General features: G+C 58.9%; 23 protein-coding genes. 10 read left to right on the top strand and 13 right to left on the bottom strand.

The features are described 5' to 3' along the window. Positions 1-212: 212 nt before the first annotated feature. Genes ACRESJ_RS02760 through ACRESJ_RS02750 form a run of 3 tightly spaced genes read right to left on the bottom strand, consistent with a single transcriptional unit; the run spans position 213 to position 3,515 of the window. Entirely contained in the window at positions 213-1,217 is a 1,005-nt protein-coding gene (locus tag ACRESJ_RS02760; RefSeq protein WP_431756531.1) for a 4-hydroxythreonine-4-phosphate dehydrogenase PdxA, read from the bottom strand. Further along, a complete protein-coding gene (locus tag ACRESJ_RS02755; protein WP_431756530.1) occupies positions 1,214-2,185 on the bottom strand; it encodes an amidohydrolase family protein in 972 nt (323 codons plus the stop codon). Before ACRESJ_RS02755 ends, ACRESJ_RS02760 begins: the two co-directional genes overlap by 4 nt. Next, entirely contained in the window at positions 2,178-3,515 is a 1,338-nt protein-coding gene (locus ACRESJ_RS02750; protein ID WP_431756529.1) for an MFS transporter, read from the bottom strand. Before ACRESJ_RS02750 ends, ACRESJ_RS02755 begins: the two co-directional genes overlap by 8 nt. A 386-nt stretch (positions 3,516-3,901) precedes the next feature. On the opposite strand from ACRESJ_RS02750, the gene ACRESJ_RS02745 reads away from it, so the two are divergent. The 4 genes from ACRESJ_RS02745 to ACRESJ_RS02730 all read left to right on the top strand — a co-directional run bounded on the left by ACRESJ_RS02745 (position 3,902) and on the right by ACRESJ_RS02730 (position 8,038). Then, positions 3,902-4,915: a tripartite tricarboxylate transporter substrate binding protein gene (locus ACRESJ_RS02745; protein WP_431756528.1), complete on the top strand. Its 1,014-nt coding sequence runs from the start codon at positions 3,902-3,904 to the stop codon at positions 4,913-4,915. A 52-nt stretch (positions 4,916-4,967) separates the two neighbouring features. Continuing rightward, positions 4,968-5,501: a tripartite tricarboxylate transporter TctB family protein gene (locus ACRESJ_RS02740; RefSeq protein WP_431756527.1), complete on the top strand. Its 534-nt coding sequence runs from the start codon at positions 4,968-4,970 to the stop codon at positions 5,499-5,501. Then, entirely contained in the window at positions 5,498-7,027 is a 1,530-nt protein-coding gene (locus tag ACRESJ_RS02735) for a tripartite tricarboxylate transporter permease (protein WP_431756526.1), read from the top strand. The genes ACRESJ_RS02740 and ACRESJ_RS02735 overlap by 4 nt, the downstream gene beginning before the upstream one ends. Before the next feature lie 69 nt (positions 7,028-7,096). Next, positions 7,097-8,038: a LysR family transcriptional regulator gene (locus ACRESJ_RS02730; RefSeq protein ID WP_431756525.1), complete on the top strand. Its 942-nt coding sequence runs from the start codon at positions 7,097-7,099 to the stop codon at positions 8,036-8,038. A 22-nt stretch (positions 8,039-8,060) separates the two neighbouring features. On the opposite strand, the gene ACRESJ_RS02725 is transcribed toward ACRESJ_RS02730, so the two are convergent. Beyond that, a complete protein-coding gene (locus ACRESJ_RS02725) occupies positions 8,061-8,249 on the bottom strand; it encodes an EamA family transporter (protein ID WP_431756524.1) in 189 nt (62 codons plus the stop codon). Between the two features lie 100 nt (positions 8,250-8,349). Here ACRESJ_RS02725 and ACRESJ_RS02720 point away from each other — a divergent pair, with 100 nt between their 5' ends. After that, positions 8,350-8,889, top strand: a complete 540-nt coding sequence (locus tag ACRESJ_RS02720; protein ID WP_431756523.1) for a hypothetical protein — start codon at positions 8,350-8,352, stop codon at positions 8,887-8,889. Positions 8,890-8,932: 43 nt separating this feature from the next. Next, entirely contained in the window at positions 8,933-9,109 is a 177-nt protein-coding gene (locus ACRESJ_RS02715) for a hypothetical protein (protein WP_431756522.1), read from the top strand. A 44-nt stretch (positions 9,110-9,153) separates the two neighbouring features. On the opposite strand, the gene ACRESJ_RS02710 is transcribed toward ACRESJ_RS02715, so the two are convergent. Both ACRESJ_RS02710 and cysK read right to left on the bottom strand, forming a co-directional pair. After that, on the bottom strand, positions 9,154-10,092 hold the full coding sequence (locus tag ACRESJ_RS02710; protein ID WP_431756521.1) for an aspartyl/asparaginyl beta-hydroxylase domain-containing protein: 939 nt from the start codon (positions 10,090-10,092) through the stop codon (positions 9,154-9,156). A 229-nt stretch (positions 10,093-10,321) separates the two neighbouring features. Next, on the bottom strand, positions 10,322-11,296 hold the full coding sequence (gene cysK, locus ACRESJ_RS02705; RefSeq protein ID WP_431756520.1) for a cysteine synthase A: 975 nt from the start codon (positions 11,294-11,296) through the stop codon (positions 10,322-10,324). Between the two features lie 129 nt (positions 11,297-11,425). Here cysK and ACRESJ_RS02700 point away from each other — a divergent pair, with 129 nt between their 5' ends. The 3 genes from ACRESJ_RS02700 to ACRESJ_RS02690 all read left to right on the top strand — a co-directional run bounded on the left by ACRESJ_RS02700 (position 11,426) and on the right by ACRESJ_RS02690 (position 14,709). Continuing rightward, positions 11,426-12,502 carry a DUF748 domain-containing protein gene (locus tag ACRESJ_RS02700; RefSeq protein ID WP_431756519.1) on the top strand — a complete coding sequence of 359 codons (1,077 nt, stop codon included), beginning with the start codon at positions 11,426-11,428 and terminating at the stop codon, positions 12,500-12,502. 170 nt (positions 12,503-12,672) lie between these two features. Then, the gene (locus tag ACRESJ_RS02695) at positions 12,673-13,518 is read left to right on the top strand and encodes an AAA family ATPase (protein WP_008015962.1); all 846 of its coding nucleotides are present in this window, start codon (positions 12,673-12,675) and stop codon (positions 13,516-13,518) included. Positions 13,519-13,530: 12 nt separating this feature from the next. After that, positions 13,531-14,709, top strand: a complete 1,179-nt coding sequence (locus ACRESJ_RS02690) for a vWA domain-containing protein (protein ID WP_431756518.1) — start codon at positions 13,531-13,533, stop codon at positions 14,707-14,709. Between the two features lie 116 nt (positions 14,710-14,825). Here the strand turns inward: ACRESJ_RS02690 and ACRESJ_RS02685 are convergent, their stop codons facing one another. From ACRESJ_RS02685 to ACRESJ_RS02670, 4 genes are all read right to left on the bottom strand, one after another. Then, complete coding sequence (locus ACRESJ_RS02685; protein WP_431756517.1) at positions 14,826-15,752, bottom strand: biotin-dependent carboxyltransferase family protein; 927 nt, start codon at positions 15,750-15,752, stop codon at positions 14,826-14,828. Next, positions 15,749-16,453 carry a 5-oxoprolinase subunit B family protein gene (locus tag ACRESJ_RS02680; RefSeq protein ID WP_431756516.1) on the bottom strand — a complete coding sequence of 235 codons (705 nt, stop codon included), beginning with the start codon at positions 16,451-16,453 and terminating at the stop codon, positions 15,749-15,751. Before ACRESJ_RS02680 ends, ACRESJ_RS02685 begins: the two co-directional genes overlap by 4 nt. Next, positions 16,450-17,202 (bottom strand): 5-oxoprolinase subunit PxpA, encoded by a 753-nt coding sequence (locus ACRESJ_RS02675; protein ID WP_431756515.1) that lies wholly within the window; start codon positions 17,200-17,202, stop codon positions 16,450-16,452. The genes ACRESJ_RS02680 and ACRESJ_RS02675 overlap by 4 nt, the downstream gene beginning before the upstream one ends. A gap of 72 nt (positions 17,203-17,274) precedes the next feature. Beyond that, positions 17,275-18,561, bottom strand: a complete 1,287-nt coding sequence (locus ACRESJ_RS02670; protein WP_431756514.1) for an MFS transporter — start codon at positions 18,559-18,561, stop codon at positions 17,275-17,277. 142 nt (positions 18,562-18,703) lie between these two features. Between ACRESJ_RS02670 and ACRESJ_RS02665 the strand changes: the two genes are divergently transcribed. After that, positions 18,704-19,618, top strand: a complete 915-nt coding sequence (locus ACRESJ_RS02665; protein WP_431756513.1) for a LysR family transcriptional regulator — start codon at positions 18,704-18,706, stop codon at positions 19,616-19,618. A gap of 128 nt (positions 19,619-19,746) precedes the next feature. Here ACRESJ_RS02665 and ACRESJ_RS02660 read toward each other — a convergent pair whose 3' ends face one another. Genes ACRESJ_RS02660 through ACRESJ_RS02650 form a run of 3 tightly spaced genes read right to left on the bottom strand, consistent with a single transcriptional unit; the run spans position 19,747 to position 21,612 of the window. Continuing rightward, positions 19,747-20,292 carry a DUF2937 family protein gene (locus ACRESJ_RS02660; protein ID WP_431756512.1) on the bottom strand — a complete coding sequence of 182 codons (546 nt, stop codon included), beginning with the start codon at positions 20,290-20,292 and terminating at the stop codon, positions 19,747-19,749. A 13-nt stretch (positions 20,293-20,305) separates the two neighbouring features. Further along, positions 20,306-21,082 (bottom strand): class II glutamine amidotransferase, encoded by a 777-nt coding sequence (locus ACRESJ_RS02655; protein WP_075947469.1) that lies wholly within the window; start codon positions 21,080-21,082, stop codon positions 20,306-20,308. Positions 21,083-21,114: 32 nt separating this feature from the next. Continuing rightward, positions 21,115-21,612 carry an MFS transporter gene (locus ACRESJ_RS02650; RefSeq protein ID WP_431756511.1) on the bottom strand — a complete coding sequence of 166 codons (498 nt, stop codon included), beginning with the start codon at positions 21,610-21,612 and terminating at the stop codon, positions 21,115-21,117. Positions 21,613-21,754 lie beyond the last annotated feature (142 nt).

Below are 21,754 nucleotides of genomic sequence, written 5' to 3'. Positions count from 1 at the left end.
CATTCGATGGGGCGACTTTAGCCAGCGCCAAGGGGCTGCGGATAATCACTTATGCGTATCCGGCGATAACCTGGGGTGATAGCAAAATCGGCTTAATGCCTGATTTGGGTTATCAGCCAAAAACAAAAAGATCGCAGCCTGCGGCAGCTCCTACAGGTGTATGCGATCCCTGTAGGAGCTGCCGAAGGCTGCGATCTTTTGATCTAGCGCTTTTAGTGGCGGTTAGCGCCCATCCGGCACGCGATTTCGAACGCCTGGCGCGTGGCGCCAACGTTGGCCTTGCCCTGCCCCGCAATGTCGAACGCGGTGCCATGGGCCGGGGTGGTGATCGGGATCGGCAGGCCGCCTTGCACCGTCACGCCACGGGAGAAGCCCATCAGCTTGATCGCGATCTGGCCCTGGTCGTGGTACATCGTCACGACCGCATCAAAGGCACTGGCATCGCCCTGGACCTTGAGGAAAATCGTGTCCCCCGGATACGGCCCTTCCGCTGCAATTCCCAGCGCCTGTGCCGAGCGTACGGCCGGGCCGATGATGTCCAGCTCTTCTCTGCCGAACGAGCCGTTGTCGCCGTTATGCGGGTTCAAGCCACAAACGCCGATTCGCGGTTTCTCCAGGCCATTGCGCTTGAGAGCAGTGTCGATCAGTTGAATCGCTTCCACCACGCGCTGCTCACTCAGCAGGCCCGAGACCTCGGAGAGCGCCACGTGGGAGGTCACCCGTGACGTCCACAGGTTGTCGAGCACGTTGAACTCGCAGAACGGTCCGTGAAAATCCAGCAGCTCGGCAAACCAGTGCAGTTCGTCGTTATGCGCCATGCCGGCCATGTGCAGTGACGTCTTGTTCAACGGCCCGAACAGGATCGCGTCGGTGGTGCCGGCTTCGGTCAGGCGCAGCGCTTTTTCCAGGGTGTCGAGGCTGTAGCGACCGCCAATCACACTCGCTTCGCTGCGTGGAAACTCGCCAACGGTGTCTCCGCGAAAATCAAAGAACAGTGGCGTGTCATCGACAAACGACAGCTGATCCAGCGACTCGACGCGACGGTAGGGAAACTCCACGCTGGCAATGCGCATGCCACGACGCATCTGCGCCTCGTCGGCGATCAGGATCACGTTGGCCTTGCTGCGCACGTCGGGCTCGGCGAGCAGGCGTGCGATCAACTCAGGGCCAATACCTGCCGGGTCACCCAGGACCATGGCGATGGTGGATTTTTTCATGCTTCACTCCTCAAGGGTTCAGGCCACGCCCGGTCAATGGCGCATGGTTCGCAGCGATACACCCGCTGCGCGTTGCTGTAGAACAGTCGCTCCTGATCGGCCATTGGCAAATCGGCGACGATGGATTTGAAACCGCTGTAGATGTCATCGAACGAACCGCAGAGGCTGTCCACCGGAAAGTTGCTGGCGAACATGGCCCGGCCAGTTCCAAACATGGCGATCACTTCACGCACGATCCAGGCGTTGTCCTTGGCACGCCAACGTTGGCCGCCCTGCCCCAGGCCGGAAATCTTCACCTGCACGTTCGGCCACTGGGCCAGTCGCGCCATTGCCAACCGCCAGCCGGCCAGGCCTTCGGCGCTGCGATCGTTGGGCAATCCGGCATGGTTGAGAATCAGCGTAATGTTCGGGAAGTCTCGGGCCAGGCGTTCGGCTTCGTGCAGGTTCCACCAGGGCGTCTGCAGATCGAAATGCAGGTCAAGGCCTTCAAGGGCTGCGTAACTGCGGCGCCAGTGCTCATCGCTCATCAGGCTGCGCATGTGCCCGACCTGATCCGGGGCGGTCGGGCCTCCGGGCTTGTGGCGAACACTGCGCACGCACTTGAAACTGGCCTGTTCGGTCAGCACATCGATGGCGTCCGGATGATCGAGCCAGGCCTGCGCGACCACGGCATTCGGTACGCCGTAACGGGCGGCCAATTGTTCTATGAATACGGTTTCGCCAATCGGGTCTTGCGGGTTCCATTCGGTTTCGACGTACACCGTTTGCACCACCCGATGTTCACCGACATCGGCGAAATAGTCCTCTGGAAAATAGCGGCGCTTGATCGCGCTGTAATCGCCGTAGCGGAATGGAATATTGGCTTGGGGCGCCAACCACGGATGATCGTTGATCGATGGGTCCCAGAAGTGATGATGGGCGTCGATGATCGGACCGTCCCATGCTTTTTTCAGTGAGGGCTCAGTCATGGCGCACCTCGTCAAGGCTGATGAACAAGGTTGCCAGCACGAACACCGCCGAGCAGGCCGCGAAGAAACCCAGCACCGGCGCAAAGCCACCGGACATTTGCAGGATCACCCCCACCAGGATCGGCACCGCAATACCGCCGGTGCTGCCGGCCATGTTCATCACACCGCCGATCAAGCCAACCCGCGCAGGTGCTGCCAGCAGCGCCGGGAAACTCCAGTAGAGGCTGCCCCACATCAGGAAAAACGCAGTCATCGCCAACAACGCCACGGCCGCAAAAGGGTTGCTAAGCGTTGGCAACAGCAGGAACGCACCGAGGGCCACCAGGCCGGAGAACGCCAGCAGGCTCTTGACCGCCACCGGGCGACTGACGCCCTTGCGGATCAAGCCATCGCAGAGGAATCCACCGGTCAACGAACCCAAGGCGCCGCAGACGAAGATCACAAAGGTCGCCGCACCAATGCCCTTGATATCAAACCCGCGAGCCTGAGCCAGGTAGCTCGGCCCCCAGGTCAGCAAGCCGAAGTACACCATCGCCCAACTGGCCCGCCCGATCAGCAAACCGCTCAGGGAGCGCGCGGCGATGCCCAGGCCCTTGACCGGTGCGCGGGCGGCTTCGGCGGCAGGCGTAGCGCGTCCAGCGTTGATTTTTTCCAGTTCCAGTTCATTGACCTGTGGATGGCTGGCCGGATCGTCACGCAGATAGCGCCGCGCCAGCCAGGCCAATACCAGTGTCGCAACACCGGCGATGACAAACGCCAATCGCCAGGAGTCCAGCGAGGCAATCAGGTAGGCAATGATCAACCCGCCCAAGGCCACGCCGAGCGGGCTGCCGCTGTCCATCAGTACCGCGCCGCGACTGCGTTCGCTGGGCGCCAGCCACAGGGAAATCAGCTTGCCGCCGGACGGAAACAGCGGAGCCTCGGAGGCCCCCAATGCCACGCGGGCAAACAGTAATGACAAACCACCGGTGGCAAACGCTGCCAGCACCTGGAACGTCCCCCACAACCCGGTGGACCAACTGATGACTCGATGCGGGCCGAAACGATCGATCATCCAGCCCCCTGGAATCTGCAACAGCGCATAAGCCCAGAAAAAACTGCTGAGGATCAGCCCTTGCATGCTGGGCGACAGGGAAAACTCATGGGCAATCGTCGGCATCGCGATGGACAGTGACACCCGATCGATCAGGTTAACCATGGTCAGCGCGAAGATGATCGCGAAGATGCGCCAGCGCACATTGCTGGCTTTGGCGGTGGTGGCCTGCGGTACAGCGGCGTTGGACGGATCGTCTGCGCCGGACAGCTGCAGGGAAGCACTGGGACGAGCCATGGTGCGTACCTCGTTTTATTATTTTTGTGGAGATGCAAACGTCGACCCACAGGGCTGACCTGTTGAGCACTATCGAAGGCTCACTGATAACCGTCTAATCAAAACTTGAGATAAGGCGATAGCCTCGGGTTATGTCATGCCGTGCTTTCACCAGGCTTTCAGCGAACCCCACTGTTTCCACTTGTTTCTAAAATCGCTCTGGCGCGGGGCTTTGCACAATTGAAACGGCGTTGCCGTTGCCGAGCGATAACCCCAGGCTATCGGTGTATGTATTGTTTTGACTAGACGCGGCGACGGCACGTTCCCACACTCGGCCCAGGCTTGCGGCTTTACCGCTCAGACAAGTCGCTCATAACAATTACAAGAACATAAAACGAGGCTCTTCCATGCGAAATGCATTCGTCCGTCGCACATCCCGTCTGTTTCTCGGTTGCACCCTGCTCGCTGCCGGCGCCCTCCCTGCTCTGGCTCACGCCTGGCAACCGGACAAGAATGTCGAAATCGTCGTGGCCGGTGGCCCCGGTGGTGGCACCGACCAGCTCGGTCGCCTGATCCAGTCGATCATCACCACGCACAAGTTTCTCGACGTTAATACCATCGTCCTCAACAAGGGCGGCGGCAATGGCGCCGAAGCGTTTCTCGACATGAAAATGAACAAGGGCGATGCCGAGAAACTGGTGATCGGCACCAATAACATTTACCTGCTGCCGCTGGTGTCCAAGCTGGGCTACCAATGGCAGGAGCTGACACCGATTGCCGCCGTGGCCGAGGACGACTTCATCCTCTGGAGTTACAAAGGTGCTCCGTGGAAAGACGCGAAAAGCTTCTATGAAGCGGTCAAGGCTGATCCGTCGAACCTGCGCATGGGCGGCAGCCAGTCCAAGGACGTCGACCAGACCCTGACCCTGCTGCTCAATCAAACCAACAACAGCAAACTGGTGTACATCCCGTTCAAAAGCGGCAGTGAAGCCGCAACCCAACTGGCCGGCAAACACATCGCCGCCAACGTCAACAACCCCAGCGAAAGCATCAGCCAATGGCGTGGTGATCAGGTCGAGCCGCTCTGTGTGTTCAGTAAGGAACGCATGAGTTACACAGAGAAAGTCGCGGGCGACAAATCCTGGGCCGACGTGCCGACCTGTCACGAGCAAGGCCTTGGCATCGACCAGTATCGCTTCCCGCGCACCGTGTTCATGCCCGGCGATATCAGTGCCGAGCAACGGGCGTTCTACGTCGAGTTGATGCGCAAAGTGACCGAGACGCCGGAGTTCAAGGCCTACGTGAAGCAGAACGCGCTAGTGCCGACCTTCCTCGAAGGCGAGCCATTGACCGCCTACATCGAAAAAGACACCGCCCGCGTCACCCCGGTATTCAAGGAAGCCGGCTGGCTGAAAAACTGAAGTTGCCAGGGCCGCTCACCAAGGGCGGCCGTCACCTGCTGGAGGTTCTTTCATGTCCCAATCTACGGATTCACCGGCTTTGGTCGGCACCCGTTGGGTCGAACTCGGCCTGACATTGTTCACCGCGCTGATCGGCGTAGTGGTGATGTTCGGCAGCATCGAACAAGGGATCGGCTGGGGCGATGCCGGCCCTGAGCCGGGCTATTTCCCTTTCTATATCGGCCTGCTGCTGAGCGCCGCGAGTGTCGCCAATGGCGTGCTGACGCTGGTGCGCTGGCAAGCTTTGAGCGTGGCCTTCGTCAGTCGCGACGCGTTCAAGCAAGTGTTGTCGGTGTTCATCCCGATTGCCCTGTTTGTCGGCGCCATGCCGTTCACCGGCATCTACCTGGCATCCGCGGCGTTCATCGCGTGGTTCATGTGGCGTGACAAGGTCCGCGCCAAACCCTACGGCAAGTGGATGATCGCCTGTGTGTCACTGGGCGCGGTGCTTGCCAGTTATCTGATTTTTGCATTGTGGTTCAAGGTGCCGCTGGATGCCGGCCCACTGGGCGACTTGATTGCCGTGGTCGGGAGATATTTCAAATGAGCGAATTCGATTCCCTGTTGCAAGGCATGAATTTGATCCTGACCCCAGGCCACATCGGCCTGATGGTGGTCGGCGTGCTGCTGGGCATTCTGGTCGGCGTGTTACCCGGCCTCGGCGCCCCCAATGGCGTGGCGTTGCTGCTGCCGCTGACGTTCACCATGTCGCCGGTGTCGGCGATCATCCTGCTGTCATGCATGTATTGGGGCGCGCTGTTCGGCGGCTCGATCACCTCGATCCTGTTCAACATACCCGGTGAGCCCTCATCGGTGGCGACGACGTTCGACGGCTACCCGATGGCCCGCGAAGGTCGCGCCGCCGAAGCCCTCACCGCCGCGTTCAGTTCGGCACTGATCGGCGCGCTGTGCGGGGTGTTGCTGCTGACCTTCCTGTCGACGCGGATTGCCGAGTTCGCCATGTCGTTCAGTTCGCCGGAGTTCTTCGCGGTGTACCTGTTGGCCTTCTGTACCTTCATCGGCATGAGCAAGAACCCGCCGCTGAAAACCGTGGTCGCGATGATGATCGGTTTCGCCATGGCGGCAGTTGGCATGGACACCGTCTCGGGCAACCTGCGCCTGACCTTCGACCAGCCGATCTTGATGACCGGCATCAGTTTCGAAGTGGCGGTGATTGGCCTGTTCGGCATCGGCGAAATCCTCTGCACCGTGGAGGAAGGCCTGGTGTTCCGTGGCGAGCATGCGCGCATCACGCCGATGGTGATCCTGCGCACCTGGGCGAAATTGCCGCGCTACTGGTGGACCATCGTGCGCAGCACACTGGTCGGTTGCTGGATGGGCATCACACCCGGAGGCCCGACCGCCGCCTCGTTCATGAGCTACAGCCTGGCGCGGCGCTTCTCGAAGAACCGCGACAAATTCGGCCAGGGCGAAATCGAAGGCGTGATCGCACCGGAAACCGCCGACCACGCTGCCGGCACCAGCGCACTGCTGCCGATGCTGACTTTAGGTATCCCTGGCTCTGCGACGGCAGCGGTGATGCTCGGCGGCTTGATGATTTGGGGCCTGCATCCTGGGCCAACGTTGTTCGTCGAACAGCACGATTTTGTCTGGGGCCTGATCGCCAGCATGTACCTGGGCAACGTGGTGAGCCTGATCGTGGTGCTGGCCACCGTGCCGCTGTTCGCCTCGATCCTGCGCATACCGTTCTCGATCATCGCGCCGATCATCATCATGGTCTGCGCCATCGGCGCGTACTCGGTACACAACTCGTTCTTCGACGTGGTGCTGATGCTTGGTTTCGGTGCACTGGGTTATCTGTTCAAGAAACTCGGTTACCCGATCGCGCCGCTGGTGCTCGCAGCGGTCCTGGGTGACAAGGCGGAAGATGCGTTCCGTCAGTCGATGCTGTTCTCGGATGGGCAACTGGGCATCTTCTGGTCCAACCCATTGGTGGGCAGCCTGACCACGGCGGCGCTGCTGATGCTGTTCTGGCCGCTGATTTCCAAAGCGCTGCAAAGCATGCTCGGCCTGCGAAAGGCATCAGTCGCCAAGGCAAAATCGGTGCTGTGATACAGCAATGCTGGCAACGCCTGACATTTGTTGTCAGGCTTGCCGCAGACTTTCTTGCGAGCGCGGCCCATGACCCGAATTCCTGTTGCCAATGTGATCCACAGTCGACTGCGTCTGCGCCAACTGCGGCTGATGCTGGCGTTGCAGGAATTCGGCTCGCTGCGCCGCGCCGCCGATCATATCGGCATGACCCAACCGGCAGCCACCAAGATGCTGCACGAAGCCGAGGACTTGCTCGGTGTCGAACTCTTCGAACGCCTGCCTCGCGGCATGCGCTCTACCCCCTTCGGTGAAACCGTCATCTATTACGCGCGCATGGTGTTTGCCGAGCTCAGCGGCATGCGCGAAGAACTGGTGGCGCTGGAGTCCGGCAACCTTGGCCGGGTGGCGGTCGGCGCCATTCCGGCACTGGCCTCGGGCCTGCTGACCCGCACCATCGCGACCTTGAAACAAAGCCATCCACGGTTGTCCATGAGCATCCAGGTCGATACCAGTGATGTGCTTGTGCAGGCGCTGCTACAGGATCAATTGGACATCGTACTGGGGCGGATTCCGGCGGGTGCTCGTGCCGAAGAATTGCTCTTCGACAGCCTCGGTGAAGAGGCGTTGTGTGTGATTTCCGGTGCGCACAATCCGTTGGCGAAGGCGACCCATCTGAGCTGGGCGGAATTGCAAAACATGACCTGGGTGCTGCAACAGCACCCAAGCCCGATGCGCTCGATCATCAATCAGGTGTTCCACAATGCACGGGTCGACATCCCCAGCAGCATCGTCGAAACCACCTCGATCATGACCTTGCTCTCGTTGATCCAGCAGACCGACATGCTCGGTGTCACACCGCTGTCGGTGGTCGAGGACTATCCCGGCCGAGATTTGCTGGCGGTGCTGCCCATCAAATTCGAAGCACGATTGCCGCCGTATGGCCTGATCACCCGGCGTCATCGCATACAGTCGTCGGCGATGCAGGCATTCATGAACTCGGTGCGTGCCGAGCATGCGCTGAGTAAGTAAAAAGGCGCGGGCCTCTTCGGGTTTACGCCGCCTTACGGAATACAAACACCAGACCGACGATGATCAACAACATGCCCAGCATGCTCAACATCGCCAGGCGATTGCCGAAAATCACGTACCCCATCACCGCCGTCACCGCTGGCATCAGGTAGAACAGGCTGGTGACATTCACCAGATTGCCTCGGGAACCCGCGCGGGACATGAATTGCAATGACTTGGAAAAAGGGCCAGTAACGACAGTTTGGTGATGGGTGCATAGGCTTGGGATTCACTGCGACGGCCAACGAAGGACATGGAATGCACGGGATCACATGCCAAGGGAACGGACTTATCTTCGGTATCAGTTGTACAGATCAAAAGCCAGACAAGAAGCCAACTCCACTCTTACTCGGCACGACGAAGACTTGGAGCCGGCAGGCAAGAAAAATATCTTCTCAAAAGTTCGATTCGAGGCAATCACCGCCGACGCACTGGAGGCCTATGGTTTATGGGCCGCTGAATCGCACTTCACGTGGGATGAGGTCGTTGTTTGGAAAGACAAGGAGCCAATGTCTTTCGACCTTTCGATCTGGTTTGATTTGGAACTCTGCGGGTTGTGCTTTGCAAACCCGAACCAAAGTCGACTTCGGTTGAAAATTGTCCGTCTTGAAGGAAAGCCAGACTCAACTCATCCATTGAAGACTCGGATCGCAGCGCTGGCATTGATCGCTGTTAGCGAGTATGCACGGACCATTGGTAGCAAAACGATTGAGATACAAGAGCCTGTAAAAGGGGCTATCGCGCTTTACCAAAAACTTGGTTTCAAATTCGACACCGAAGGTCGACTTGTGATGGCTTTGGAGAGCGACTAGTATCGAGCCAATTGTTCAATTAACGATCAACGCTGGAGGCCCAATGAAAGCTCTCGTTGAAGAAAGCATCAGCATGAGAACTTCAAAGACAAACAAAAAGCGCCCCGCCAGAGCGCTGCCTGCCAATCAATTACGACTACTTAAAGCGGCATTGGAAGGTACCGGTGCCGATGAGCCTGTCGGCGTGCTGGCAGGCGCTTCGTTTAAATTCACTTCATAAAAAACCGCTCCCAAAGAGCGGTTTTTTTTGTTCCTGGTCCGGCCTCAGCCGAACAACCAATACCCCAACAACGTCAACACCACCACCGCCAGCACCGGTCGCAACACGCGATAGGCCTTGGGATTACGTCGCTTCCATTGTTTGACTACACCACTGACCTTGTCGCTGGAGTTCTTGCTCCAGGCGTAGGCCTGGTTGATCCCGCCCACACGTTCGCCATCACAGTTTTGAGGTGCTGTTGCACGGCCCAACAGGCCGCTGATGCAACGATTGATGCGCGTCATCAGTCGATTGCTCAATGGTCGCTCGATGTCGCAGAACAGAATCACTCGGGTTTTGTCGGTTTCATTCTTGACCCAGTGCACATAAGTTTCATCGAACATTACGTCTTCACCATCACGCCAGGCATATACCTGGCCATCGACGAAGATGCGGCAGTCGTCGGAATTGGGTGTCGAGAGCCCCAAGTGATAACGCAGGGAACCGGCAAACGGATCACGGTGCGGGTTCAGATGACTGTCACCCGGCAGCAGCGCAAACATCGCCCCTTTGACGTTGGGAATGGCGCTGACCAGTTCCACGGTTCTTGGGCACAGCAGCTCGGCCGATGGCAACGGTTTGTCATACCACTTGAGGTAAAAACGCTTCCAGCCTTTCTTGAAAAACGAACCGAAACCGGCGTCGTTATTCTTCTCGGCGGCGCGAATATAGCCCTCGTCGAACAGGTGCATCGCTTCGTCGCGAATGACCTCCCAGTTGTCCTTGAGCACGTCCAGCTCAGGAAACTTGCTGCGGTCCAGATAAGGTTTTGAAGGCACGCTGGAGAACAGGTACATCAGGGCGTTATAGGGGGCAAAGAGCGCCGAATGGTTGACGAATTGACGCAGGACCGGCAAACGCGCCTTGCCACGCAGATGCACATAGAGGGTACTGCCCAAAAACAGCAGCAACAACGACGCCTTCGCGGCAAAGGAAAAGGTCATCAACAACTCCTTGGTAATAGACACTTTGCACAACGCCATTTCCCCGACGTCGCGGCTGGCATGATAGACGCTGGCAACTACGGGAAAAACCGCCTGGCTCAATATTCAGTATTAACGATTGCGCAATAACGCAACTGTAAACACGAGGCGCCTGAATGCCGGCAGGCCTCAATCCTTCGAGGGGGAGAAGGCACTTGTGCCTTCTCCACCATATCCCGAGACCTGTGGGTTACTGCTGGTTTTCCTGTTCGGTGAAAAGATCGCTGAACAGCATGCTCGACAAATAACGTTCACCCGAGTCAGGCAGAATCACCACGATGGTTTTACCCTGCATTTCCGGGGTCTCGGCCAAACGCACGGCCACCGCCATCGCTGCACCGCAAGAGATGCCGCACAGAATCCCTTCCTCCTGCATCAACCGCAGGGCCATGGCCTTTGACTCCTCGTCGCTGACCAACTCCACCCGATCAACGATCGACAGATCCAGGTTCTTCGGCACAAAACCTGCGCCGATACCCTGGATTTTATGCGGGCTTGGCTTGATCTCTTGACCGGCCAGCGCCTGGGTAATCACCGGCGAAACTGCTGGCTCGACCGCCACCGACAGAATCGGTTTTCCCTGGGTATTCTTGATATACCGCGAGACGCCGGTGATGGTTCCGCCTGTTCCGACGCCCGATACCAACACATCCACCGCCCCGTCTGTGTCGTTCCAGATTTCCGGACCGGTGGTTTTTTCGTGAATGGCGGGGTTCGCCGGGTTTTCGAACTGCGCCGGCATGAAGTAGGTGGAGGGATCACTCGCGACGATTTCCCCAGCCTTCTCGATAGCGCCTTTCATGCCTTTGGCCGGTTCGGTCAGCACCAACTCGGCTCCCAGCGCCTTGAGCACCTTGCGTCGTTCGATGCTCATGGACGCCGGCATGGTCAGCATCAACTTATAACCCCGTGCGGCGGCAACGAATGCCAGGCCGATACCGGTATTGCCCGAAGTCGGTTCAACAATGGTCATGCCTGGCTTGAGTTTGCCGGTGCTTTCGGCGTCCCAGATCATGTTCGCGCCGATGCGGCACTTGACCGAATAACCAGGGTTGCGACCTTCGATCTTGGCCAGGATGGTTACACCGCGCGGAGCGATACGGTTGATCTGCACCAGCGGCGTATTGCCAATGGAATGGGCGTTGTCAGCAAAAATGCGGCTCATGGCTGGGTCCTTAACGACAGCATTGAAATAGGGCATCAAGGTATGCCTCTTGCCCGTGGGCGTCCAGTTTGGTCGAACGTCCAGGTATCAGCGCAGTCAATGGCTTTAGAACGCCAGAGATTTACCATTATGAAACGTCGATTCAGCTGGCCGCTATGGACCCTCGCCGGCATCGTTGTGCTGCTGATTGTCCTGCATTTCGCCCTGCCCTACCTGGTGCGCAATTACCTGAATGACCGGTTGGCAGACATGGGGGATTATCGCGGTCAGATTACCGACGTGGATTTGGCGCTGTGGCGTGGTGCCTACAAAATCAATGGCCTGAAAATCGTCAAGGTCGACGGCAAGGTACCAGTGCCCTTCGTCAATGCACCGCTGATCGACCTCTCTGTCAGCTGGCATTCGCTCTGGTACGACCACGCGGTGGTCGCCAAAGTACAGTTCATCAACCCCGAAGTGAATTTCGTCGACGGCGGCGCCAACAAGAAAAACTCTCAGACTGGGCAAGGCACCGACTGGCGCGCCCAGTTGGGCAAACTGCTGCCGATCACCCTGGACGAGGTGCGGATCCATGACGGCAAGATCAGCTTTCGCAACTTCAATTCCAAGCCCCCTGTGAACATGAACGCCACGAAGGTCGATGCCAGCATTTATAACCTGACCAATGTGGTCGACAAAAAAGGTAAGCGTGACGCCCGTTTCGAAGGCAAGGCCCTTTTGCTGGGGCATGCACCACTGGAAACCAATGCGACGTTTGACCCTCTGAGCAATTTCGAGGATTTCGAATTTCGCATGAGGGCCAGGGACATTGAACTCAGGCGCATGAACGACTTCGCTTCTGCCTATGGCAAGTTTGATTTCAATGCCGGCCACGGTGATGTTGTGATCGAAGCCAAAGCCAACAAGGGCCAACTCAAAGGCTATATAAAGCCGCTGCTACGCGACGTCGATGTATTCAATTGGCAGCAGGACGTGGAAAACAAGAACAAGGGCCTGTTCCGCTCCGTTTGGGAAGCCTTGGTCGGGGGCACTGAGACCGTCCTGAAGAATCAGGGCAAAAATCAGTTTGCAACACGGGTTGAGCTCAGCGGCAATGTTCACCAGCAAGATGTCAGCGCGTTCGAAGCGTTTTTGCAGATTTTACGCAACGGTTTCATCGAGGCGTTCAACGCACGCTACGAGCGACCGAAACCTGATGCCGGTTAACCCTTTACGCTTGGCGCCGAGACTGGGTCAAGATGTGACGCTCCATTCAGAGACTGAATAAGCCGTCTGCGTTCACAGTCGACCGGGCACCGCGTTATAGTCGGGGCTGACCATTTATTGCGCCCCGCCCTGCCTCGTTCAGGTCGGCGTTACCGTTCGAGGATTAGCAAATGAAGTTCGAAGGCACCCAGGCCTACGTCGCCACCGATGACCTGAAGCTGGCAGTCAATGCAGCCATCACCCTGGAGCGGCCGTTGCTGGTCAAGGGCGAACCGGGCACCGGCAAGACCATGCTCGCCGAACAACTGGCCGAATCCTTTGGCGCCAAGCTGATCACCTGGCACATCAAGTCCACTACCAAGGCCCATCAAGGCCTCTATGAGTACGACGCGGTCAGCCGCCTGCGCGACTCGCAACTGGGCACGGAAAAGGTCCACGACGTTCGTAACTACCTGAAAAAAGGCAAGCTCTGGGAAGCGTTCGAGTCCGAAGAGCGGGTGATCCTGCTGATCGACGAAATCGACAAGGCCGACATCGAATTCCCGAACGACCTGCTGCAAGAACTCGACAAGATGGAGTTCTACGTTTACGAGATCGACGAGACCATCAAGGCCAAGAAGCGCCCGATCATCATCATTACCTCCAACAACGAAAAAGAGCTGCCTGACGCGTTCCTGCGCCGCTGCTTCTTCCATTACATCGCGTTCCCGGATCGCACCACGATGCAACGGATCGTCGACGTGCACTACCCGGACATCAAGAAAGACCTGGTCAGCGAAGCGCTGGACGTGTTCTTTGACGTGCGCAAGGTGCCTGGCCTGAAGAAGAAGCCCTCGACCTCCGAACTGGTGGATTGGCTCAAGTTGCTGATGGCCGACAACATCGGTGAAGCCGTGCTGCGCGAGCGCGATCCGACCAAGGCCATCCCGCCGCTGGCCGGTGCGTTGGTCAAGAACGAACAGGACGTGCAATTGCTGGAGCGTCTGGCGTTCATGAGCCGTCGCGGTACCCGCTAAGAGGCTGATGCCATGCTGCTCAACCTGTTCAATGAGATGCGCGCAGCCAAGGTGCCGGTTTCGGTGCGCGAGCTGCTGGACCTGATCAACGCGCTGAAACAGCGCGTGACCTTCGCCGACATGGACGAGTTTTACTACCTGTCCCGGGCGATTCTGGTGAAGGACGAAAAGCATTTCGACAAGTTCGACCGGGCCTTCGGTGCCTACTTCAATGGCCTGGAAAAGCTCGACGATCACCTGCAGGCGCTAATCCCCGAAGACTGGCTGCGCAAGGAGTTCGAGCGTTCGCTGACCGACGAAGAACGGGCGGCGATCCAGTCCCTCGGCGGCCTGGACAAGCTGATCGAAGAGTTCAAGAAACGCCTGGAAGAACAGAAGGAACGTCACGCAGGCGGCAACAAGTGGATTGGCACCGGTGGTACCAGCCCGTTTGGCTCCGGCGGTTTCAACCCGCAAGGCATCCGGGTTGGCGATGCCGGCAAGCGCCAGGGCAAGGCGGTCAAGGTCTGGGACCAGCGCGAGTACAAGAACCTCGACGACTCGGTGGAACTGGGTACGCGCAACATCAAGGTCGCCCTGCGTCGCTTGCGCAAGTTTGCCCGTCAGGGTGCGGCGGAAGAGCTGGACATCGATGGCACCATCGATCACACCGCTAAAGATGCCGGGTTGCTGAATATCCAGATGCGCCCGGAGCGCCGCAACACCGTCAAGCTGTTGCTGCTGTTCGATATCGGCGGCTCGATGGACGCCCATGTAAAAATTTGCGAGGAATTGTTCTCGGCCTGCAAGACCGAGTTCAAGCATCTGGAGTACTTCTACTTCCACAACTTCATTTATGAATCGGTGTGGAAGAACAACATGCGCCGCACGTCCGAGCGCACTTCCACCATGGACCTGCTGCACAAATACGGCGCCGATTACAAAGTGATCTTCATTGGCGATGCCGCCATGGCGCCGTATGAAATCACCCAGCCGGGTGGCAGCGTCGAGCACTGGAACGAAGAAGCCGGCTACGTGTGGATGCAGCGGTTCAAGGAGAAGTACAAGAAGCTCATCTGGATCAATCCGTATCCGAAGGACACCTGGGGCTATACCTCGTCGACCAACATCGTGCGGGATTTGATCGAGGACCAGATGTATCCGCTGACCTTGCGTGGGTTGGAGGAAGGGATGCGGTTTTTGTCCAAGTAATTGCGTTGTTTGATCTGACGCCATCGCGGGCAAGCCCGCTCCCACAGTGTTTAGCGTCGTACACAGATTTTGTGTTCACCGCGAAACCTGTGGGAGCGGGCTCGCCCGCGATGCTTTTAGCGGTTCAAAAACCGCTGCAAATACTCAACCTGCTCCCGATGAGCCACCTCCTGCACCACCGGCCGCAACCGCACCTGCGCCCCCGGCAGGCATTGCGCCAACCGGGCCAGGGCCAACGGTGTCAACGCCCCCAATCGCGGATAACCGCCAATGGTCTGCCGATCATTGAGCAACACAATCGGCTGCCCGTCTGGCGGCACCTGGACGGCCCCCAGCGGTATGCCCTCGGAAATCATCGGGTTGCCCTGATACTGCAACGCCGTACCCAACAAGCGAATACCCATCCGGTCGGCGCGACTGTCGAGGCTCCAGACGCTGTTGAACGCATCGAACAGACTCTGCCCGCTGAACTCACTGATCTGGGCACCAAGCACCAGATCCAAAGGTGCATCAAGGGCCAGGTCGGGTTGCTGACCTGCCGTAAGCTCGCGCATCCGCATCACCGGATTGCCTGAGTAGCCCAAACACGCGCCTTTGTTCAGCGCACGGCCCATGCCATCCAGACCGCCAAGCTCCTCACGAACCACCGTCGCGCAACTGCCCAACACTTTCGGCGCATCGAAGCCGCCGGGTGCGGCCAAATAGGCGCGAGCGCCGAGCAATGGCTGGGTGAACTGCAAACGCTGACCTTTGTTCAGCCTGAAACTGCGCCACGGTGCCAGCATTTGTCCGTCCACCTGCGCGCCAAGATCCGCGCCCGCCAGCGCCAGTACGCAATCATCCTCGGCCACCACGGCAAAACCACCGAGGGTGATTTCGATCACCGGCGCATCCAATCCATTGCCCAGCAACCAGTTGGCCCACGACATCGAACGCCAATCGGCCGCGCCGCCCTGGGTCACGCCCAGATGCCGCACGCCAAACCGACCGGCGTCCTGCAACAGGCACAGCGGCGTACTCGCCTCAATCGTCAGACGGCTCATGCCAGGGCCTCCAATGGCGTGTCATCACCGCCCAAATTGATGAACTCTGCGTGGCCAACCGCTTCGAAGCGCACGGTGTCACCCGGTTGCATCAAGCTGTAGCCCTCACGGTGGCGATCGAACAGCTTGGCCGGCGTTCGGCCGATCAGGTTCCAGCCCCCCGGCGACACCACCGGATAGGCCGCCGTCTGCCGTTCGGCGATGCCGACACTGCCAGCGGCGACCTTCTTGCGTGGCGTGTTCAGGCGCGGCGCGGCGAGTACGTCTTCCACCAACCCCATGAAGGCGAACCCCGGTGCGAAACCCAAGGCAAATACCTGGTATTCACGCTCGCTGTGACGACGGATCACCTCTTCCACCGCCAGCCCGCTACGTTGCGACAACAGGCTCAGTTCCGGGCCGACACTCAAGTCGTACCACACCGGCAACACGTGGCAAGTGCCGCCAGAACGGGCGTTGGGCGACAGGTCGATCAACGCCTGGACGATCAATTCCCGGGCCTGGCTCGGGCTCAATGCGGTGAGGTCGTAATGCACCATCAAGGTCGTGTAGGAAGGCACCAGATCGATCAACTGCGCGCCAAACGCCGCTCGCAGGCTTTCACTGGCTGCCAGCATCCACGGCATGTTGGCCTCGGCGATTTCATCGAACAGGCGCACCATCAGGCAATCGAGCGCTACCACTTCTACCCGAAGCTTCATGATGCGCCCTGCTCATTCAGGGCTTGGCGGATGCGTTGCACGGCCGCTATCGAACTGGCGTTGTCGCCGTGCACGCAGAGAGTATTGGCTTGCAGGTGCAGTGCGCTGCCGTCACTGGCGGTGAGATGATCGCCACGGGCGATGGTCAGCGCCTGCTCGATGATCGTTTCCGGATCGTGATGCACCGCCCCTGGCAGCTGCCGCGAAACCAGCCTGCCGGCACTGTCATAAGCCCGATCGGCGAAGGCCTCGAACCACAGGGTCACGCCATATTCATCGCCCAACCGCTGCGCCGCGCTGTTGTCTTTGGTCGCCATCAACATTAATGGCAGATTCCGATCATAGGACGCCACCGCCTGCAGCACCGCGCGCAATTGAGCCGGGTTAGCCATCATGTCGTTGTACATCGCGCCGTGCGGTTTGACGTAACTGACACGACCGCCCTGAGCCCGGCAGATACCGTCCAACGCGCCGATCTGGTAATGCAGGATGTCCTGCAGTTCCTGGGCGGTGTAGGCCATGGAACGGCGGCCGAACCCTACCAGGTCCTGATACGCCGGATGGGCACCGATCTGCACGCCGTGGCTGAGGGCCAGGCTGACGGTCTTGCGCATGATGCTCGGGTCACCGGCATGGAAACCGCAGGCGATGTTGGCGCAATCGATGAAGGGCATGATCTCGGCATCCAGACCCATGGTCCAGCTGCCGAAGCTCTCGCCAATGTCGCAGTTCAATAGCAGGCGGCTCACGATGAACACTCCTGTAGGCTTTATTCTTTTTAGCTGCGGGAAATATCTATAAAAAGCCCCGCAGGTTATCAGTTACTGGGCGTCGAGTTGCTTGCCACGGGTTTCCGGCAGGCTCAGAGCCGCGAGGATCACCACGCCGTAGGAAACTGCCGCAAAGGCACCGATTCCCACGCTCAAAGGCACCGTCTGACTGAGCAAGCCGATCAGCAGCGGGAACAACGCCGCCAGCGCCCGACCGATGTTGTAGCAAAAGCCCTGGCCCGAGCCCCGAATGCGCGTAGGGAACAACTCGGTCAGGAACGCGCCCATGCCACTGAAGATCCCGGAGGCGAAGAAGCCCAAGGGGAAGCCCAACCACAGCATCACGCCGTTGCTGACCGGCATTTGCGTGTACATCAACACAATGGTGAACGAGCCGACTGCGAACAGGATGAAGTTCTTTTTGCGTCCCAGGATGTCGGTCAAATAGGCGCTGATGACATAGCCGACATAGGACCCGACGATCACCATCGCCAGATAGCCACTGGTGTTGAGTACGCTCAGGCCGCGTTCGTTCTTCAGAAAGGTCGGAAGCCAGGAGGTGATCGCGTAGTAGCCGCCCAGCGCACCGGTGGTCAGCAGCGAAGCGCGAATGGTGGTGAACAGCATGCCTGGGGCGAAAATTTCGTAGAACTTCGAGGGATTGGCCGGAGCTTCCTTGGCTTTGGCTTCACGGTAGATTTCAGGGTCCTTGACCAGACGGCGGACAAAGATCACGAAAATCGCAGGGACAATGCCGAGGATGAACAGTGCGCGCCAGGCGTCTTCCGGCGGCAACACCGAGAACAGCAGCGCATACAGGATCGCCGTCAGGCCCCAACCCAGCGCCCAACCGGACTGCACCATGCCCACCGCCTTACCGCGGTCCTGGGCACGAATCACTTCGCCGATCAGCACAGCGCCTGCAGTCCACTCGCCGCCGAAACCAAAGCCCATCAAGGTGCGCGCGATCAGCAATTGTTCGTAGCTCTGCGCGAAGCCGCAGAGGAAGGTGAAGAAGGCAAACCACAGCACGGTCAGTTGCAAGGTGCGTACGCGACCGATGCGGTCAGAGAGAATCCCCGCCACCCAGCCACCGATGGCCGACGCGATCAGGGTGCTGGTGTGAATCAGCCCGGCTTGACCGGTGGTGATGCCCCACATGGCAATCAGGGTCGGCACCACGAAGCTGAGCATCTGGGTGTCCATGCCGTCCAGGCCATAGCCGATCTTGCAGCTCCAGAAGGTGCGGCGTTCCTGCTGATTGATATTGCGATACCAGTCGAAAGGTCCCGGGCGAGCCGTGGATTTCTGAATGGCGGTGGTGTCGGGCGCACTCATGGCAAATCTCCGCGCTGATTTTATTGGTATTGTTCTGAGCCCCGACGACGCCTATCGTGGGAACTGTGTCGATTTTTGGACGCACCGCCCTGCTGCGTCCAACTAATAAAAACCCGCCTTAGCCATAAGAAATCTTTATCCCATGAACCTGAAGTTTCTCGAGACCTTCGTCTGGGTCGCCCGACTCAAGAGTTTTCGCCTGACCGCAGACAAGCTCTTCACCACCCAGGCGTCGATTTCCAGCCGTATCGCAGTGCTTGAAAGTGAGCTGGGGGTGAAGCTGTTTCTGCGTGATTCACGGGGTGTGAGCCTGACCCCTGAAGGCTTGAAGGTGCTCGACTACGCCGAGCAGATGATGGACACCATGCAGGCGCTCAAGCAGTCGATCGAAACCCGTTCAAGCAAAGCGGGACGCGTACGTATCGGCGTGATGGACACGGTGATCCATACCTGGCTCAGCCCGTTGGTGGCGCAGATGACCGATCACTATCCGTTGGTGGAGATCGAACTGGTGGCCGATACTTCGCTGAATCTCTGCGATCAGCTGCAAAAAGGCTTTCTCGACGTCATTCTGCAAACCGACTTGCTGCGTCAGGAAAGCGTGCGCAGCCTGGAGCTGGCCAGCCACCCCATGGGTTGGATCGCCGCCAGCAACTCCCTATACAACCGTGAGTATTCAGGCATCGCCGACCTGGCCAGGGAACGGGTCATCACTTACTCGAAAAACTCCCACCCGCATCAGGAAGTGCTCGCGTTGATGCAGGCCAACGGCGTGATGGCGCCACGGTTGAACTGCGTGAATTCGGTGTCAGCGATTACCCGATTGTTGCGTGACGGCTTTGGCATTGGTGCTTTGCCGCCGGTGCTGGTGGCCGAGGAGCTGGCCAGGGGTGAATTGACCTTGCTGGACATCGATCAACGCCCGCCTAACTTGCAGGTGGTGGTGTCGTGGCGGGTGGGCGTGGAATGGGTCGAGGAGATTGTGGCGTTGTGTCAGCAGGTGCTGGAGGGGTACGCACGCAAGGTGGGTGAGCATTACATCGTTTTGAATCGCTGAGTCAATGATCGTTCCCACGCTCTGCGTGGGAATGCAGCCTGGGACGCTCTGCGTCCCATCCACAGCTGAACGCGGAGCGTCCGTTGAGGCGTTCCCACGCAGAGCGTGGGAACGATCATTCTTAGTGATTACTGCAACCCACGTACATCCCGCTCTTCAATCGGCCGACTCTGGCGCAGGCGCTTGCCGCCCAGCACCACCCAATCGATCAGCCGGAACAGGCACTCGAGTCCGAATGACAGCAGCATCGCGCCGCTCATGCCCCAGATCATCGCTTCAGGCGTTAACAGGATCTGGTAGCTATAGCCATTCCAGGTCTCCTTGCGAATGTCCGGATCCGCCGCCAGCACCACCTGCAGGAATCGGATATACCAAGGGCCTTGCATCGCCTGGAACTGCTTGTCCAGCGCCACTTGGCGGGCCAGCAGGTTGCTCAGACTATCGGCATCACTGCGAAAGATCGGATCTTCGCTGGCGCGATAATGAGCCACCAAGGCCTGCATATCGCCTTTGAAGAACTGGTTGGCCGTGCCTTGGAAACCACTCAGGCCGGTTTGCGCCTCAATCAGGTGCGCTTCGACCCGCTTGGCGTAATCGTTGATGAAGCCCGGCACCTGAACACCGATCAACAGTCCCGCCGCGAACAACACCAGCCGTAGATAACTGAGCAACATGGGGAATGAATCCTTAAGAGGTCTGGCCCTGGCTGACGCATTCACCACGTCGCCACAGGCTCCATTGACCCGGTTCGTAACGGGTCCAGGTTTCGTTTTCGGTCAAGGGTTCAGTGGCGATCACGGTCACCACGTCGTTGGGCGTGGTTTCGGCCTGGAAATCGACAATGACGTCGACGTCCTTCAAGCGCGCTGGGCCGAACGGTGCCCGACGAGTGATCTGCGCCAGTTTGGTGGAGCAATAACAGAACAGCCAATCGCCATCGCTGAGCAGGCAGTTGAACACGCCTTTGCTGCGGTATTCGGCGCAAGCGGCCACCAGATCCGGCAACAGCTCTTCAACCTCTACCGGCTCTGGGAACGCTGCGCGCACACGGTTGAGCAAATCGCAAAATGCCGCTTCGCTGTCGGTATCGCCCACAGGGCGGTAGAAGCTGGCAGTTGGCTGGAAGTCCGCCAATTGGCCGTTATGGGCGAAACACCAGTTACGGCCCCACAGCTCACGGACGAACGGATGGGTGTTGGACAGGCAAACCTTGCCGACGTTGGCCTGGCGGATATGCCCGATCACCACTTCGCTCTTGATCGGATAACGCTGCACCAGATTCGCCACTTCCGACTCGCAGCTTGCCGCCGGGTCCTGAAACAGGCGCAGACCACGCCCTTCATAGAAGGCGATACCCCAACCGTCGCGATGCGGTCCGGTTCGGCCACCGCGCTGCATCAGCCCGGTGAAGCTGAACACAATATCGGTCGGGACATTGGCGCTCATGCCCAATAACTCACACATGCTCGGACTCTCGCTCAATGGCAGGGGCAAGGTTACAGACGGGGCTCGACTCGCATCCGCTGGGGATTGCTCGGCACAGGCGGACGACCGTAACGATCATCGCCGGCACCGCCGAATGGATGATCTTCTTCCGGCTCATCGGCAAGGGCGGCAGCCTTGGCGTCGGCAGCCTGCTGCTTACGCGCCTTGGCGGCGCGTTCGATGGGGAAGCGGATCGCCACGAACACCAGGTAAATGCCGAAAGCGATCATGCCGTACATGAACAGGTCGGAAATCGCCCGCCACGCGTTATTGCCGACCTTGAACAACAGGTCCAGGGCGGTAATGGCAATCGCCGGGGCGACCTTTTCCTTCACAGGGTCGATGATGGTCGGGCTGAACAGCAGCACCGCCATCAACAAACGTAGCGGCTCACGAAGCCAACGCCACATCCAGCGGGTGATGCGCATCCACACCAACAGGCAGCCCAAAGCGGCAAAGGCGTAAAGGCCCCAGGCGATCAGATAGTCGTTCTCGGTCATGGTGTCCATGGCAAGGCAGGCAAAGAGGCGCTTATGATAACGGCTTTTCGCCCGTCAGGCTGCACCAATGCCGGCCAGGCCAACGCAATACCTGTGGGAGCGGGCTTGCTCGCGAAGGCGGAGTGTCAGTTCAAATCAATGTTTCTGACAC

The sequence above is a fragment of the Pseudomonas sp. genome, from assembly GCF_050739655.1.
GTDB lineage: Bacteria > Pseudomonadota > Gammaproteobacteria > Pseudomonadales > Pseudomonadaceae > Aquipseudomonas.
Note: the sequence above shows the minus strand (reverse complement) of the source record. Positions and strands in the feature narration are given on the sequence as shown.